Source organism: Streptomyces sp. NPDC104581 (assembly GCF_055583685.1).
In genome coordinates this window covers 45,564-60,129 of the sequence record NZ_JBVJNN010000017.1, presented here as the reverse complement: position 1 = coordinate 60,129, position 14,566 = coordinate 45,564, and the positions used below count along the sequence as shown (strand labels likewise).

The 14,566-nt window shown below is 69.9% G+C and carries 22 protein-coding genes and 1 pseudogene; 6 read left to right on the top strand and 17 right to left on the bottom strand.

Annotation, left to right across the window (positions count from 1 at the left end):
* The first annotated feature begins 59 nt into the window (after positions 1–59).
* Genes ACZ61E_RS16280 through ACZ61E_RS16270 form a run of 3 tightly spaced genes read left to right on the top strand, consistent with a single transcriptional unit; the run spans position 60 to position 996 of the window.
* Positions 60–314 (top strand): holin, encoded by a 255-nt coding sequence (locus ACZ61E_RS16280; protein ID WP_469700275.1) that lies wholly within the window; start codon positions 60–62, stop codon positions 312–314.
* Positions 314–742 (top strand): hypothetical protein, encoded by a 429-nt coding sequence (locus ACZ61E_RS16275; RefSeq protein WP_469700274.1) that lies wholly within the window; start codon positions 314–316, stop codon positions 740–742. Before ACZ61E_RS16280 ends, ACZ61E_RS16275 begins: the two co-directional genes overlap by 1 nt.
* Positions 733–996: a hypothetical protein gene (locus ACZ61E_RS16270; RefSeq protein ID WP_469700273.1), complete on the top strand. Its 264-nt coding sequence runs from the start codon at positions 733–735 to the stop codon at positions 994–996. Before ACZ61E_RS16275 ends, ACZ61E_RS16270 begins: the two co-directional genes overlap by 10 nt.
* Before the next feature lie 63 nt (positions 997–1,059).
* Here the strand turns inward: ACZ61E_RS16270 and ACZ61E_RS16265 are convergent, their stop codons facing one another.
* Positions 1,060–1,254 carry a hypothetical protein gene (locus ACZ61E_RS16265; protein ID WP_469700272.1) on the bottom strand — a complete coding sequence of 65 codons (195 nt, stop codon included), beginning with the start codon at positions 1,252–1,254 and terminating at the stop codon, positions 1,060–1,062.
* A 121-nt stretch (positions 1,255–1,375) separates the two neighbouring features.
* Here ACZ61E_RS16265 and ACZ61E_RS16260 point away from each other — a divergent pair, with 121 nt between their 5' ends.
* The 3 genes from ACZ61E_RS16260 (at position 1,376) to ACZ61E_RS16250 (ending at position 3,266) form a co-directional block, all read left to right on the top strand.
* Positions 1,376–2,626, top strand: a complete 1,251-nt coding sequence (locus ACZ61E_RS16260) for a helix-turn-helix domain-containing protein (RefSeq protein WP_469700271.1) — start codon at positions 1,376–1,378, stop codon at positions 2,624–2,626.
* A 263-nt stretch (positions 2,627–2,889) separates the two neighbouring features.
* A complete protein-coding gene (locus ACZ61E_RS16255) occupies positions 2,890–3,084 on the top strand; it encodes a hypothetical protein (protein WP_469700270.1) in 195 nt (64 codons plus the stop codon).
* Positions 3,081–3,266: a hypothetical protein gene (locus tag ACZ61E_RS16250; protein WP_469700269.1), complete on the top strand. Its 186-nt coding sequence runs from the start codon at positions 3,081–3,083 to the stop codon at positions 3,264–3,266. Before ACZ61E_RS16255 ends, ACZ61E_RS16250 begins: the two co-directional genes overlap by 4 nt.
* A gap of 374 nt (positions 3,267–3,640) precedes the next feature.
* Here the strand turns inward: ACZ61E_RS16250 and ACZ61E_RS16245 are convergent, their stop codons facing one another.
* The 16 genes and pseudogenes from ACZ61E_RS16245 to ACZ61E_RS16170 all read right to left on the bottom strand — a co-directional run bounded on the left by ACZ61E_RS16245 (position 3,641) and on the right by ACZ61E_RS16170 (position 14,392).
* Positions 3,641–3,883, bottom strand: coding sequence for a helix-turn-helix domain-containing protein (locus ACZ61E_RS16245; RefSeq protein ID WP_469700268.1), 243 nt, complete (start codon positions 3,881–3,883; stop codon positions 3,641–3,643).
* 171 nt (positions 3,884–4,054) lie between these two features.
* Positions 4,055–5,482: a recombinase family protein gene (locus ACZ61E_RS16240; protein WP_469700267.1), complete on the bottom strand. Its 1,428-nt coding sequence runs from the start codon at positions 5,480–5,482 to the stop codon at positions 4,055–4,057.
* Positions 5,483–5,523: 41 nt separating this feature from the next.
* A pseudogene (locus ACZ61E_RS16235) lies at positions 5,524–5,775 on the bottom strand (magnesium chelatase domain-containing protein); the annotation flags it as partial.
* Complete coding sequence (locus tag ACZ61E_RS16230; RefSeq protein ID WP_469700266.1) at positions 5,775–6,137, bottom strand: YraN family protein; 363 nt, start codon at positions 6,135–6,137, stop codon at positions 5,775–5,777. The gene ACZ61E_RS16230 and the pseudogene ACZ61E_RS16235, both read right to left, overlap by 1 nt.
* Positions 6,138–6,351: 214 nt before the next feature.
* Positions 6,352–6,660, bottom strand: coding sequence for a DUF2469 domain-containing protein (locus ACZ61E_RS16225; protein WP_003965949.1), 309 nt, complete (start codon positions 6,658–6,660; stop codon positions 6,352–6,354).
* Positions 6,661–6,715: 55 nt separating this feature from the next.
* Positions 6,716–7,207, bottom strand: coding sequence for an NUDIX hydrolase (locus tag ACZ61E_RS16220; RefSeq protein ID WP_469700265.1), 492 nt, complete (start codon positions 7,205–7,207; stop codon positions 6,716–6,718).
* Complete coding sequence (gene lepB, locus ACZ61E_RS16215; protein ID WP_469700264.1) at positions 7,197–7,964, bottom strand: signal peptidase I; 768 nt, start codon at positions 7,962–7,964, stop codon at positions 7,197–7,199. The genes ACZ61E_RS16220 and lepB (ACZ61E_RS16215) overlap by 11 nt, the downstream gene beginning before the upstream one ends.
* 60 nt (positions 7,965–8,024) lie before the next feature.
* Positions 8,025–8,981 (bottom strand): signal peptidase I, encoded by a 957-nt coding sequence (gene lepB, locus ACZ61E_RS16210; protein WP_469700368.1) that lies wholly within the window; start codon positions 8,979–8,981, stop codon positions 8,025–8,027.
* A complete protein-coding gene (gene lepB, locus ACZ61E_RS16205) occupies positions 8,950–9,954 on the bottom strand; it encodes a signal peptidase I (protein WP_469700263.1) in 1,005 nt (334 codons plus the stop codon). The genes lepB (ACZ61E_RS16210) and lepB (ACZ61E_RS16205) overlap by 32 nt, the downstream gene beginning before the upstream one ends.
* A complete protein-coding gene (lepB, locus tag ACZ61E_RS16200; protein ID WP_469700262.1) occupies positions 9,947–10,723 on the bottom strand; it encodes a signal peptidase I in 777 nt (258 codons plus the stop codon). The genes lepB (ACZ61E_RS16205) and lepB (ACZ61E_RS16200) overlap by 8 nt, the downstream gene beginning before the upstream one ends.
* A gap of 60 nt (positions 10,724–10,783) precedes the next feature.
* Complete coding sequence (rplS, locus tag ACZ61E_RS16195) at positions 10,784–11,134, bottom strand: 50S ribosomal protein L19 (RefSeq protein ID WP_023538359.1); 351 nt, start codon at positions 11,132–11,134, stop codon at positions 10,784–10,786.
* 131 nt (positions 11,135–11,265) lie between these two features.
* Positions 11,266–12,087, bottom strand: coding sequence for a tRNA (guanosine(37)-N1)-methyltransferase TrmD (gene trmD, locus ACZ61E_RS16190; RefSeq protein ID WP_469700367.1), 822 nt, complete (start codon positions 12,085–12,087; stop codon positions 11,266–11,268).
* Between the two features lie 14 nt (positions 12,088–12,101).
* The gene (gene rimM, locus ACZ61E_RS16185; RefSeq protein ID WP_469700366.1) at positions 12,102–12,740 is read right to left on the bottom strand and encodes a ribosome maturation factor RimM; all 639 of its coding nucleotides are present in this window, start codon (positions 12,738–12,740) and stop codon (positions 12,102–12,104) included.
* Positions 12,741–12,904: 164 nt separating this feature from the next.
* Positions 12,905–13,144 carry an RNA-binding protein gene (locus ACZ61E_RS16180; RefSeq protein WP_003980229.1) on the bottom strand — a complete coding sequence of 80 codons (240 nt, stop codon included), beginning with the start codon at positions 13,142–13,144 and terminating at the stop codon, positions 12,905–12,907.
* A gap of 2 nt (positions 13,145–13,146) precedes the next feature.
* On the bottom strand, positions 13,147–13,587 hold the full coding sequence (gene rpsP / locus ACZ61E_RS16175) for a 30S ribosomal protein S16 (RefSeq protein ID WP_469700261.1): 441 nt from the start codon (positions 13,585–13,587) through the stop codon (positions 13,147–13,149).
* Positions 13,588–13,798: 211 nt separating this feature from the next.
* Entirely contained in the window at positions 13,799–14,392 is a 594-nt protein-coding gene (locus ACZ61E_RS16170; RefSeq protein WP_189105598.1) for a hypothetical protein, read from the bottom strand.
* Positions 14,393–14,566: the final 174 nt, after the last annotated feature.

Genomic DNA, 14,566 nt, shown 5'->3' with positions numbered 1-14,566 from the left:
TGACCTGTGTGTTTCCCGGCGCCGGGAAGCCGTACCCACCAGCAGAAACGAGATCACTCATGAACACTTCCGCCTTCTGGAAGGCCACCTTCGAGCGGATGGTCAGGACGTTCGCTCAGGCCGTCCTCGCCCTCATGACCGGCGACGGCCTCGGGCTCCTCGACATCGACTGGGGAGACGCGTTCTCCGTCGGCGGCCTGGCCGCCGTCGCCGCGCTCCTCACCGCGATCGTCGCGTCCGGCGGGACGACCGGCCCCGGCATCACCGAGACCGTCGCCACCGCGGACACCCCACGCCGACCCACGAGCATCTGATGCTCGCGGCGACGGGGGGCGGCATCTCCCGCCGCCGCGCCATCCTCGTAGCACTCGGAGCAGGTTGGGCCGGATACGGGGCGCTCGGCATCCTCCTCAACCCGCGCGCCGACACGACCCGCATGCTCGACCACATCACCCGCTGGGTCTGCATGCCCGCCCTCGGCTGGATGTGGGTCACAGCCGGAACCATCGGCGTCGCCTCCGGGCTCGCCATGCGCTGCCCCCGCGTCCAGGCGTTCGGATACGCGGCCCTCGCCGCGGTCGCCGGCCTGTGGGGCGCCGCGTTCACCTTGGCCATCCCGGAGTTCCCCACGGCTTCGGGATCGGCGTGCATCTGGGTGGGTATCGCGACCGCGGTCGTTCTGGCGGCGGGCATGGATGACCCGGCGCCGCAGCACGTGAGAAAGGGCCGCGCGTGGACGTAGCCGGAGTAGGTGCCGCAGCGGTGGGGCTGATCGTGGGGTTGCTGGGCTGGACTCAGTCCAGGGCCACGAACCGCCGCTCCGACTTCACCACGATCACCGAACGGCTCGACCGTGAGCTGAAGATCGAGCGTGAGCAGCGTCGGATCCAGACGTTCTATCTGGTGTCGCTGCTGAAGTGGGGCCGTCGGGTGGCGCCCGAGTCGGACCCGATCCCGGAGCCCCCGCAGGAGCTGGACCTCAGCCCCTGGGCCTGAACACCACTGCGCCCCCTGTCTGGCCTTCGGGCCGGGCAGGGGGCGCTTTCGTCGTGTCCGGGGTCAGGCGTCGGGGTGCCGTACGACGCGCTTGAGTTCCATCTCTACCCCGTACCTGCTCTGGCCGGTGGCCTTCGCGTGCTCGGTGACCGCGGCCTGGACGGCGGTCGCCGTGGGGATGGTGAGCGCCCCTGCCTGCTGCTCAGCCCACGCGGCTTGTTCGAGCTCGATGAGTTCGTCGGTCAGTTCGATGGCCACGACCGGATCGTACGCGGGCGCTTCCCTCCGGAGGCTCAGGACGCTCGCTCGATCGCCCCCACGAAATGTGGCCTTGCCCATACCCTGACAGTGACGAAGCTGTACAGAGAAGGGCAAGGCCGTGCCTGACGATGCTACCCCGGACCCCCTCCCGACCCCGGTCGCTTTCGGGACACGTCTCAAGATCCTCCGAGAGAAGCGCGGCATGAGCCGCCCCGTCCTCGCCGGCCTCATGGGCAAGTCCCCGGAGTGGCTGAAGCGCGTGGAGAAGGGCACGTTGCAGATGCCCAAGCTCCCCGTCGTGCTGCGCCTCGCCGAGCTGCTGCGCGTCCGAGACCTGTCCGACCTCACCGGCGACCAGTCCGCACCGACCGACCTGTTCATCGGCCCGGGGCACCCGCGGCTCCGCGAAGTGCAGGACGCCGTCAACGCGTTCACCCTCAGCACCGGCCGACAGGCGCCGCCGATGGCGCATCTCCGGGCCCGGCTCGACCGAGCATGGTCCGCCCGGCACCAGGCGCCGAACCACCGCGAAGTCGTGGGCGAGTTGCTGCCCGGTCTGATCCGAGACGGGCAGCTCGCCGTACGCCAGGCCGACACCTCTACCGACCGCCGCACCGCGCAGGCGATCCTCTCCGAGGTGTACTCGCTGTCCCAGTTCTTCGTCGCCTACCAGCCCGACAGCGCCCTCCTGTGGCGCGTCGCGGAGCGGAGCATGGTCGCCGCGCAGGAGTCCGAGGACCCGCACTCCATCGGCGTCGCCGCGTGGCTCGCCGCACAGGCCCACCGCGACAGCGGCCTCGCCCACTTCGACGCCGCCGACGCAGTCACCCTGGAGGCACTCGCGTTCCTCGAACCACTCCTCCCGGACGCGCCCGACGACGTCCTCGCCATCGCCGGGGCGTTGCAGTTCGAGGCCGGATACACGGCCGCCCGGCGGGGCCAGGCGGGCCCGGCGTGGGGGTGGTGGGACAAGGCGGAGAAGACCGCCAAGAAGCTCCCCGCCTCCTACTACCACCCCATCACCAGCTTCGGCCGGGCCATCATGGGCGCCCACGCCGTCACCGTGGCCGTGGAGCTGCACGCCGGCGGGGAATCCGTGCGGCAGGCACAGCAGGCGAGGGCGCTGACACTCCCGTCCCGCCCGCGGCTGGCCCGGCACCGGATCGAGGAGGCCCGCGCGTATCAGCTCGACGGGCAGGTGGACACCGCCCTGACAACGCTGGAGCGCGCCCACGATGCGGCCCCGGAGACGATCGCCTACAACGGGTACGCGCGCCGGATCGTGCTGGAAGAGGTCGAGTCGCGGAGCCCGAGGCGCAGGCAGAGCGCGTCCCAACTCGCGGGAAAACTGGGATTGCTGACAGCGTGACACCGAACAGGTGAGCGAGGGGTACTTTCTGTACCCCGTCTCCCGTCCGGTCGCTCCTACGGTCCCCGTATGGCTACCGCGACCCGAACTCCCGCCGTCACCGCCGAGCCTGACCGCAACGTGCGCTACCACCGCGGCTCGGGCTGGCCCTCGTCCCGGCTCCGGCCCCTGGCGCTGACCGCGCCCGAAGAGGCGCGCTTAGTCTCCGGCCTGGTGACGCTCGCCCGACGCGAGCGGGGGGCCGGAAGGTGACCGCGGCGGCCGTGACCGGAGCGCTCGCCGCGGTCCCCGCGGTGGAGACGCTGACGGACCGGCAGCAGCGGGGCGCGGACTGCGTCCGGTGCGGCGCGGAACTGGTGACCGGGCAGGTGACGGACCTGGGGCCCCGCCCGCTGATCGTGCACGGCACCAAGGTGCGCTGGTTCCCGCGGGCGTGCCGGCCGGGGTGTGCGTCGTGACCCAGCGCGTGACGGTGACCGGCGCCGCGCTGGTGGATGAGATCGACGGGGTCGTCCCGCGCACGGATCCGGCCCGCGCGGTCGAGGAGCACGCGGCCAGGTGCACGACGTGCGCGCTGCTCAGGAGCACCGGGGCGTACTGCCAGCGGGCCGCGCGCCTGCGTGAGGAGGCCGGCCGGTGACGACACGGGGATACGGCGGGATCACGATCGGGCTGAAGCCCCTGTGCCAGGTGCTGAAGCCGCGCACGAGGGGTGTCCGGTGCATGCGGATCGGGGCGGACCACGACGGGGATCACGCCAACGACTACGTGGATGGGGGTATCACGTGGCCGCGGACTGCGAAGGACAAGCGGTGACCGAGCGACCGGGCTGCCTGCGGGTGTTGGCCATACCGTCGTGCTTCGGTTTCCTCGCCCTGATCGGTGTGCTCCTCGGCGGGTGCGCGTTGTACGACCTGTCCTGATGAGGCTCCCTCGTCCGCTGTGCTGGGGAGTTCCAGCGGGCGACGGCCACCACCGCCCCGGCCGGTGTCCCCCCGTTCGCCGGCCGGGGCTCTACTCCTCGCGGACCAGCTCGGCGAGCGATACGCCGATCGAGTCGGCGATCCGGATGAGGTTGTCGAGGAGTGCGGACGCGTGCCCCTGCTCGATCCGGTTGTACGCGCCCAGCGTCATGTCGACCTGGAGTGCGACGGCCTCTTGGGTGAGGTTCGCGTGCAGGCGCGCGGCCCGGATTTGCTCGCCAATCGCCCGGCGGCGGGCGGCAACTCGCTCGGTTGGCTGGGGCAGGCGTGGCACAGGCTCACGTTGACCGCCTCATGATCACATGTCTTTATGGTCAACTACACATTGTTTGATCTTGGTGGTGGCGGGTATCCGGCCACCACCCCACAAACGACCCTCCGCCGCCCCGCCCCCCAGGCAGCGTCGGAGCGGTCGGCGCGCCCCCACCCGGCGGTGGGGGCGCCGCTATTTCCACTCGATCTTGATGGAAGTCGGATCCCAGTACCCGCCGCCTGGCTGCCGCCCCTTCCTGGCCGGCAGCAAGGTCACCGTCATGAGGTACCGGACGGCCGCTTTGCGCCTCGACATGTCGAAGCCGTTCCACACAGCAAGGGGGTCCTCAGCGCCCACCAGGCCAGCCACCGGGTTTACCTTCACCGCGCGGGAGAGAAGCGCCTCAGCGTCCGCCAGGCGCTTCCTGGCCCCCTCAGATGCGAGCTGCCAGGACCGCAAGTCCATCGCACCCGAGCCGATGGCCTCCGCCAGAGCGTCGAGCGTCGCCCGCGCCTCGCGCATGTCCTTCTGCGCACCGCGTACATCCACCGGGTCTTCCCGCTCAGCCAGGAGGTCGACGGCATCGGGCCGGGAGACCCGCCCCAGGACCTCCAGTTGCACGTGGTCGTCCAACAGGTCGCGCCGACGGGACAGGTGCTTGCGCGTCTTGCACCGGTAAGCGGGCCAGAAGTGAGGCTCCGAGCCAGGGTTCCGGTTGTTCGACGTCGCGGAGATCACCGTCAGCCCGCACACACCACAGAGAAAAAGCCCCGTCCCCAAGAACTCGCGCTTCCGGCCAAGCGGCACCTTGCGACGCGCCGGATCCTTGAGGATGGCCGCCACGCTGCGCCACGTCGCCTCGTCGAGCGCGGCCGGCCACAGGGCTCGGCCGCCTTCCAAACCGCGGTGCACGATGATCCCGGCGTTCCGTGGCCGCAGGAGGCACCGCCTGAGTTCGACACCCGTCCAGACCCCGCCCGCGCTCGTCTTGATGCCGCGGGCTTCCCATCCGGCGGCGATGGACCGGAGCGACGCCCCGGCGAGCACGGCTTGCGCGGCGTCGCGGAGGCATTCGAACTCGAACTCGACGGGGGTCATACCGTCGGCTTCCCACCCGAACGGGCGACGGCCGCCGAAGTGCTTCCCGGCGGCGGCCATCTCGTCGCGCTTACGGCGTTGCCGTTCAACCATTCGCTCGACTTCGTACCGGGCCTGCACTCCGAGCTGGCGGGCGATCATCCGGCCGGTGGCGGTGGACAGGTCCAGGTGCCCGGCCTTCACGGTGCGCGTCTGCACGTTGCCCGGCTCGCACACGTCGATGTACTCCTCCAGCTCGACTGGCGAGCGGTGGAGGCGGTCGGTGTGCCAGGCCAGGACGGTGTCTGCGCGGCCCTCTCGCAGCTCGTCGAGCATCTTCCGGTACCCGGGGCGTGGCTTGCCGGAGTAGGCGGAGAGGTCGTTGTCCTCGAAGACCGCGACCACCTCGATGCCGAGTTGAGCGGCGAGGGCTTCGCAGTCTTCGCGCTGTCGGGCGACACCGAGTTCGGCGCCTTCGCGGTCTCGGCTGATGCGGCAGTAGATGACGGCGCGGGACGGGATGGACACAGCGTTGATGGCCATGCCCCAGCGTCCCAGCATTAGGTGTGTCTTTTCCAGGTTTTCGCTAGATCGAATCCGGATCCGCTCTTCGGCACGGAGGCGGGGCTGAGGCCCACCGTGAGCTTCTTCTGCGGCCACTCCGCGCCGGAGTTCACCACCGCCGCCCTGACCCTGTCCCGGCTCTCCACCAGGCTCTTGTCCGGCAGTCCGACCAGGGTGAAGGCCGCCACGCCCGGTTCGAGATCGGCCTGGACCTCGACCACGACGCCCTCGACACCCACCAGCGCCACGGAGCACGCGCGTGCGAATCCCATCAGGCCACCCCCCGGGCGTGCTCGACCACGGGTGCGCCGCGCCTGGGCAGCACCACCCCGATCAGGTCGATACGCACGCCGCCCGGAGGCGGTCCGCCGCACTTCTCCAGCCAGCAGGCGGCGAGGCGCCTCAGCCGGTCCGCCTTCACCGGCGTCACCGCCGCCATCGGATGCTCGAAGGAGCCTTCCCGGCGGGTCTTCACCTCGCAGACGACCAGCACGTCGCCGTCGCGGGCGACGATGTCGATCTCGCCCGTTCTGCCGCACCGCCAGTTGCGGTCCAGTACGGTCATCCCCGCCGCCACCAGCCGCCGGGCGGCCAGCCCTTCGCCGTACCGCCCGAGTGCCCCCGTCGCGTTCATGTCGGCACCACCTCCGGCACCGACTCTGAGGCGTGGACCGGGAGACATGCGGACCCCGGTGGACAACTCACCGGTTGTGGATAACTCCGTCACCCACCAGCGCACCAGGAGTCACACAGGCCGCGACTGTCACCGGAAACTCAGCGAAGCCGACTCTCACACCGCTTACGCCGCCCACACACCCGTGTGGCTCCGACTGCCGCGCCGACCCACGTCAGCCACCCGGCAACTCGAGATCGCTCTTGTTCAGCTCCTCGATGTTCACGTCCTTGAACGTGAGCACCCGCACCTGCTTGACGAACCTGGCCGGCCGGTACATGTCCCAGACCCACGCGTCCGCCATCGAGACCTCGAAGAAGACCTCGCCCTGTACCGAGTGCACCTGCATCTCGTAGTCGTTGGTGAGGTAGAAGCGCCGTTCGGTCTCGATCACGTATTTGAAAAGACCGACGACATCGCGGTACTCCCGGTAGAGCTTCAGCTCCATCTCGGTCTCGTACTTCTCGAGGTCCTCGGCGCTCATGGCATGTTCCCCTTCAGCCGTACGTCCCCCTATTGTGCTCCGGCCCCGTGCGCCACTAGACGATTTCAGAGGCGAGAACCACCGGTGCACCCGGAGGACCCTCGTCGAGCAGCGTGCGCAGCAGCCCGGCGAGCCTGGTCGGATACACCGTCTCACGCGCCGTCGACAGTTCGGCGGAGGTCCACCACCTCAGCTCCGCGACACTGCGCCGCTCCAGCTCCGTCAGCCCTTCGACGGTGGTCTCGGTCTGCGACGTACGTGCCAGGAAGTACCACTCGTCCTGATCCCAGCGCCGCCCGTCGAACGGGAAGGAGCAGGTACGGCGCCAGAGAACCGGCCCGAGTTCGACCTCGGTGATGCCCGTTTCCTCGGCCAGCTCGCGCAGCGCGGCCTCCTGTCGGGTCTCGTCGCCCTCCAGGCCCCCGCCGGGCGTGAACCACCAGTCCTTCGAGGGGTCGTCCGGCTCGTACCCGTGCAGCAGGAGAATGCGGTCGTCCGGGTCGAGCAGCACGACCCGTGAGACCTTCCGCAGCGTCTCACCCGGCAACGGTCGGCACCTCCCCGTCCGCGCGCCCCGTACGCCCCGTACGCCGCCGGCCCAGCCGCTGTACGACCGGCCCGTACGCCGCGCCGCCCAGGATCAGCAGCGCCCCGAGGACCACGGAGCCCAGCAGCAGCGTCACGGGGCCCGGCTCGGACACCCCGCCGGGCAGCGCCGCGAACGCGTCCGGGCGTTCGGTCAGGCCGCCCGGCGGCCACGCGACGGCGTCGATCCGCGCCGTCACCGCCGAGCGCGGCACCGATCCCTGACCCTGGTCCTGGAGGTGGACCCGCGAGTCCAGCGACCCGCTGCGCTCGTCACCGAGCAGGAACAGTTGCCCCTTCGGCACCGTCGCGCCGAAACCGGTGGTGGACGCGAGCCCGCCCGGCATCCGCCCCACATACGGTTCCTCGATCGATTTCCCGTTGACGCTCAGGCGCCCCTCGTCGTCGCAGCAGGCGACCTTGTCGCCGCCGACCCCGACGACCCGCTTCACCATCGGCATGTCGCCCCACTGCGCGTCCTTGAAGACCACGACATCACCGCGCCGCACCTCGTCGCCGGATATCCGCTGCGCGAGGACCCGGTCGCCGGCCTGCACCGTCGGGTCCATCGAGTCCGTCGGCACCGTGTACGGCTGGTACTCCACCGCTCCCCAGACGAACCCGCCGAGGAAGAGCACACAGCCGACGGCCACAGCCAGCCCCGACAGCAGACTGCCGAGGCGGCCGTGGCCGCCGTTCGTACGTCCTGTACCGCTCATCCCAGCCGTCCCCCGTTCCGGAGAATGATCACCGCCGCATCGGCGATCTGGGACGGCACCCTACCCGGCGGTACGGCCGGCGGTCAGCCTTCGCCTGCGCCAGAAAACCAGCGGCAGGGCGCCCGCGACGCCGAGCACGGGCGGGGCCGCCGCCGTCGCGACCGCCGCGGCGTTGAGACCCTGCTGGTCGAAGGTGTCCGGCACCGGCAGCGTCGCCAGCCGGTCGAGGGGCCAGGCGATGACGATCGCGCGGCCGACGACCTCGTCGGTGGAGACGGTGCCGTGACCGGGCAGCTCCTGGTGGTAGCGGGAGTCGAGCGAATTCTGCCGGTGGTCGCCCATCACCCAGATCCGGCCCTCGGGCACCTTGATCGGTCCGAACGGCTCGTCGTCACAGGCGGTGTTGCCGGGGAAGATGTAGGACTTCTCGTCCAGCGCCTTCCCATTGACCTGGACGCCGCCGCCCTTCTCGCACTCCACCGTGTCACCACCGACCGCGACGACCCTCTTGATGAGGTCCTTCTCCTCGGAGGACGGCATGAGGCCGATGAAGCTGAGGAACTTCTGCGCCACGTTGGGCTCGGGCGCCTCCGTGCTGTCGAGCCAGCCGCCCGGGTCGTGGAAGACCACGACCTCGCCGCGCTCGGGCTCCGCGCCGAACCAGGGTGTGAGCTTGTCCACGAGCACCCGGTCGCCGCGCTGAAGCGTGTTCTGCATCGAGTCCGAGGGGATCGAGAACGCCTGCACCAGGAAGGTCTTGATCAGCAGCGCGAGCAGCAGCGCGATACCGATCAGCAGCGGCAGCTCCTTCCAGAAGGAACGCTGCTTCCGCACGTCCGAAGCCCCGTCGTCGTCCGGTCCGCCGTCCGGCCGCTCCACCGTGTGGTCCTTCGTCTCTGCGTGCGCCCCTGCGGATGGGGTCTCCGCGGCGGAACCGGCAGAACCGACGGAAGGCTCGGCAAGCTGCTCGGGCCTGTCCTCGGGCTCACCGTGTCCGGATCGTGCGCCGACGGCCAAATCCCCCACATCCACTCCTCACTCCGTGCAACTGCCCGCTCCGGAGACGGAGCAGGCCCACTACTCCCATAACGAGCGGGAGTTCCGCAGGGGTCGGGAGCAGGATTATTCCGTTCGGATCCTGAGAGGACACACTATTCGACGGGCCGAGCGCCGTCGCCGGTGCGGCGCGCGCGTCCGGTACGGAGGCGTACGTCGCCCGCTCCTCCAGGCGCCGCCAGTGGCCCAGCGGCCAGGCGATCACGACGGCCCGGCCGACGACCTCGTCCTCCGAGACGGTGCCGCGGAACTCCTCGTCGAGGTGGAAGCGCGAGTCGGCCGAGTTCGAACGGTGGTCGCCCATCACGAAGAACCGCCCCGCCGGCACCTTCACCTCGAAGTCGAGCTTCGACGGCGGATTGCCTGGATTCAGATACGGCTCCGTCAGTGGTACGCCGTTGACGACGACGCGCCCGTCCTTGTCGCAGCACTCCACGGTGTCGCCGCCCACGGCGACGACGCGCTTGATCAGGTCCTGCTCGTCGGCGGAGGGCAGCAGCCCGATGAAGGTGAGGGCCTGCTTGACCTGCTTGACGACGACGGGGTCGTCCTGCGGTACCTCTGCCTCCTCCTGGAGCCAGCCGCCGGGGTCCTTGAACACGACGACGTCGCCGCGCTCGGGGCGGGAGCCGAACCAGGGCGTCAGCTTGTCGACGAGCACCCGGTCGTCGATCCGGATGGTCTGCTCCATGGATCCGGAAGGGATCACGAAGGCCTGGACGAGGAAGGTCTTCAGTACGAGGGCGATCAGGAGCGCCACGGTGATCAGGAGGGGGATCTCCGTCATCGCGGAGCGGCGGCGGCGCCGTTTCACCTTGCGGGCGAGCCTGCGCCGCTCCGCGCGCCCCGGCAGGGCGCGCCCCGCGGTGGGTCTGGTGCCCGTCGGCAGCCGGGTGTCGGCCCGGTGGCCCCCGGGCCGTCCTCGGTTACCCATGGGCGCCGTCCGGATCCCGCACGTCCCTGAAGGCGTCGGTGGGCTCCAGCGAGGTCCAGCGGCCGAGCGGCCAGCCGATCCAGTCCACCCGGCCGATGACCTTGTCGACGGGCACCGTGCCACCGCCGGGCCGGCCCAAGTGGTCACGGGAGTCGCGGGAGTTGCTGCGGTGGTCGCCCATCACCCAGAGGGTTCCGGAAGGTACGACGATGTCGAAGGGTGCGCTGGACGGCGCGTCGCCGAAGTACACGTACCGCTCCTCGATCGCCCGGCCGTTCACCTCGACCTTGCCCTCCTCGTCGCAGCAGACCACCCGGTCGCCCCCCACGCCCACCACGCGCTTCACGAAATCGGTCTCGGCGGGCTCGGCGAGACCGAGGGCCGCGGCCGCCCCGTGCACGAGTCCGGTGAGGGGGTTCTCCGGCGCCGGTTCCTCGACGAAGGACCCGGTGCCGTCGAAGACGACCACATCACCGCGCCGCGGTTCGGTACCGAAACGGTACGCCAACTTGTTGACCAGTACGCGGTCCCCGACCTGGAGGCCCGGCTCCATGGAGCCGCTGGGGATCAGGAACGGCTGCACGACGAAAGCGCTGAACAGCAGGAGAGAGGCCGTGCCGAGCACGCCCAGCACCGCGGCGCGGCGCCACGACAGATCTCTCAGGAACTCCGGGAGCCCCGGCAGACGCACGGAGCGCGACCCTTCTTCCTTCCCTGTGGCGGGTGTGGAAGAAGGGTCGCGCTCCGAGTGCTGTGGTTCGGTGTCCATCGGGCTCAGAGCTTATCCGGCCGTCCGGTGGGAACCGTGCGCGAGATGTGAGCCCCGGGCTCAGTTGTCGCGCTTCTCCTTGATCTTCGCGGCCTTGCCGCGCAGCTCACGGAGGTAGTAGAGCTTGGCGCGACGCACGTCACCACGGCTGACGAGCTCGATCTTCTCGAAGATCGGGCTGTGCACCGGGAAGGTGCGCTCGACGCCGACGGAGAAGGAGACCTTGCGGACCGTGAAGGTCTCGCGGACGCCCGAGCCCTGCCGGCGGATGACGACACCCTTGAACTGCTGGATACGGGAGCGGTTGCCCTCGATGACACGTACGTGGACGTTCACGGTGTCGCCGGGACGGAACGCGGGAAGGTCGCTGCGCAGCGACGCCGCGTCGACGGTGTCGAGCAGGTGAGCCATGGTGGTCTGCTTCCTCGCTGATGCCACAGGTCATCAACGGAATGTCGAAAGGAAAGTTCGGGGCGCCGTTCGCGTCGGGTGGGCGTCGTTCCCCCTGTGGCAGGGGCGCGCACCGGACGTACGGCAGCGGCTCATTGTTCCATGGCCTCGGGCCTGCGCCAAAATCGGCCACCGGGCTCCGGGGCCCAGCCCATGATGGAGAGCGTCTCGCGGTCCTTCTTGTCGAAGGCCGCCGCGTCACAACGCTCGATCATGTCGGGCCTGTTGAGCGCCGTACGACGGAAAGCCTCGTCCCGCCGCCACCGCGCGATCTTGCTGTGATGACCGCTGAGCAGAATGTCCGGGATGGCACGTCCGCGCCACTCCGGGGGCTTCGTGTAGACGGGGCCTTCGAGCAGATCGGCCATCGCTCCGGGGGCGAAGGAGTCGTCACGGTGGGATTCGGCGTTGCCCAGGACACCGGGCAGCAGCCGGGCGACGGCCTCCGTGATGACCAGTACGGCCGCCTCGCCGCCGGCGAGGACGTAGTCGCCGATGGACACCTCGTACACCGGCATCCGCGTCGCGTACTCGTCGACGACGCGGCGGTCGATGCCCTCGTACCGGGCCGGCGCGAAGATGAGCCAGGGGCGCTCGGAGAGCTCGACCGCGAGCTCCTGACTGAAGGGGCGCCCACTGGGGGTGGGAACGACCAGCACGGGGCCCCGGGCACCCGCCTCGTAGCCGTCCGCGATCGTCTCGTCCAGGGCGTCGCCCCAAGGGCCGGTCTTCATGACCATGCCGGGGCCGCCGCCGTACGGGGTGTCGTCGACCGTGTTGTGCCGGTCGTACGTCCACTCCCGGAGGTCGCGCACCTGGACGTCGAGGCGGCCACGCGCGCGTGCCTTGCCCACGAGGGACACGTTCAGCGGTTCGAGGTACTCCGGGAAGATCGTGATGACGTCGGCCCGCAGGGTGCTGGCGTATGTCATGGCGACTCGCCCCTGGCCGCACCGTCGGGGCTGTCGCTGTCGGGACCGTCGCTGTCGGGTCCTTCGTCATCGGAGCTGTCGTCGTCGGAGCCGGAGGCGCCGTCCGAGGGGGCGGTGACCACCGCGTCGTCGTCGATGAGACCGGGTGGCGGGTCGATCACGGCCTTCTGTTCCACGAGGTCGATCTCGGTCACGATCTCCTCCACGAAAGGGATCATGACCTCGGTGCCGTCGGGGCGCTCCACGATGAACAGGTCCTGCGAGGGGAGATGGGTGATCTCGGTGATCCGGCCGACCTCGGTGCCATCGCCCAGGACGACGTCCAGGTCCATGAGCTGGTGGTCGTAGTACTCGTCCGGGTCCTCCGGCATGTCCTGCGGGTCGACCTCGGCGATGAGCAGCGTGTTGCGCAGGGCCTCGGCGGCCGTACGGTCGCTCACCCCGGCGAAGCGCAGCAGCAGCCTGCCGCTGTGCACCCGGCCGTTCTCGATCGTCAGGGGCCCCGTGGAGGCCGGTTCGGTGGCCAGTACGGCTCCGGGGCCGAGCCGCAGTTCCGGCTCGTCCGTTCGCACCTCGACGGTGACCTCGCCCTTGATGCCGTGGGCACGTCCGATCCGCGCGACTACCAACTGCACTTGTACACGTCCCTGCATCTCCAACTTCTGCGACATCTGTGGCTACTTCAGCATGGGCGCGGCGCGGGGAGTCGCCGCGGCGTGCCGCTTCCGCGCCGCCGCGAAGACGACAAAGACCGGGGAGGGCGATGGCCCTCCCCGGCCCGTGCCGGTTCACAACTGTGTCAGCGGACCTGATCCACGTCGACGAGGTCGACACGGATGCCACGGCCGCCGATCGCGCCCACGACGGTGCGCAGGGCGCGTGCGGTCCGGCCGTTGCGGCCGATCACCTTGCCGAGGTCGTCGGGGTGCACCCGTACCTCCAGCACACGGCCGCGGCGCAGGGTGCGCGAGGCGACCTGCACATCGTCCGGGTTGTCGACGATGCCCTTCACGAGGTGCTCGAGAGCCTCCTCGAGCATGCTCAGGCCTCGGTCGGCTCAGCGGCGGGCGCCGAAGCGTCGGCGTCGTCCGCCTTCTTGTCCGCCTTCTTCGCCTTGGGGGTGATGGCATCACCCTTCGGCTCGTCGCCGTCCTTGGAGAGCGACTCGAAGAGGGCACGCTTGTCGGCCTTCGGCTCCGGCTGGAGCAGCGGCGCCGGCGCGGGCAGGCCCTTGTGCGCCTGCCAGTCGCCCGTGAGCTTGAGGATCGCGAGAACCGGCTCGGTCGGCTGGGCGCCGACGGACAGCCAGTAACGCGCACGGTCCGAGTCGACCTCGATACGCGAGGGGTTCTGGACCGGGTGGTACAGGCCGATCTCCTCGATCGCACGGCCGTCACGGCGGGTGCGGGAGTCGGCGACGATGATGCGGTAGTGAGGCGAACGGATCTTGCCCAGACGCTTCAGCTTGATCTTGACTGCCACGGGAGTGGTCTCTCCTGGATCTTGACGTGGTTGGGCACATCGACATGCCGCGTGGGGTTGCGGTACTCGTGTGCCCGATGGACGCGTCAGCCGGAGGAGAGAGGGGTCCTGTGCGACTGTCGAGTACAGCTGGTCATTGTGCCACACGCCCGGAGTACGCCGCGCCCCGCCCGGCCGGGGCGACTCCGGGCCGGGCGTGCGTCGGTGGCGCTCAGCTCGCAGCGGCGACCACTTCCGGAATGCGGAACGGCTTGCCGCAGCCTCCACAGACGATCGGGGCCTGCGCGAGGACGGACGGAACGACGCGTACGTTACGGCCGCAGTCACAGACCGCCTTCACACGTACGCCGCCGCCCGAGGAGCCGTGCCGCGCGGCGGGGCCGCGGAAACTGCGCTCCGTGTCGGACGTCGTCGCGACCGTGTGCGCCGCGAGGGCGCGCTGAAGCCGCTCGATGGTGGGGCGGTAGCGCCGTCTCGCCTCCGGATTGAGTGAGACCAGGGAGAAACCACTGCTGGGATGCGGTTCCTCGGAATGATCCAGGCCCAACTCCTCGGCGATCGCGAGGAATCGGCGGTTGTGGTAGCGGCCCGCCCGCGAGGTGTCTCGGACACCCCGGGCAGCGGCGATGCCGTGGACTGCCTCGTGAAGCAGTCGCTCGAAGGAGAGCTCGGCGCCGCAGGCGGACGACGATTCTCCGATCAGGGACTCTGGCGCGGCAAGATCGGGCAGCTCGGCGTGGTACCGCTGAATCTCGGCCCACGCCTGCGCCAGCTCTGCGGCGAGGACAGGTGGTGTCGTGCTCACGTCGTGAACAACGAGCCTGGGCCCTCCCGGGTTCCATTCCGGGGCATCCCAAATATTTTGCACGTACCCGTCAGTTGCCGTTGATGCGTCCCGACGAGGGCGGGTGCGTAGATCTGGTGAGAAGCCTCGCTTCTCACCACAAGCCGGTACGTAGCGTCGGCTACGCCTGGACGC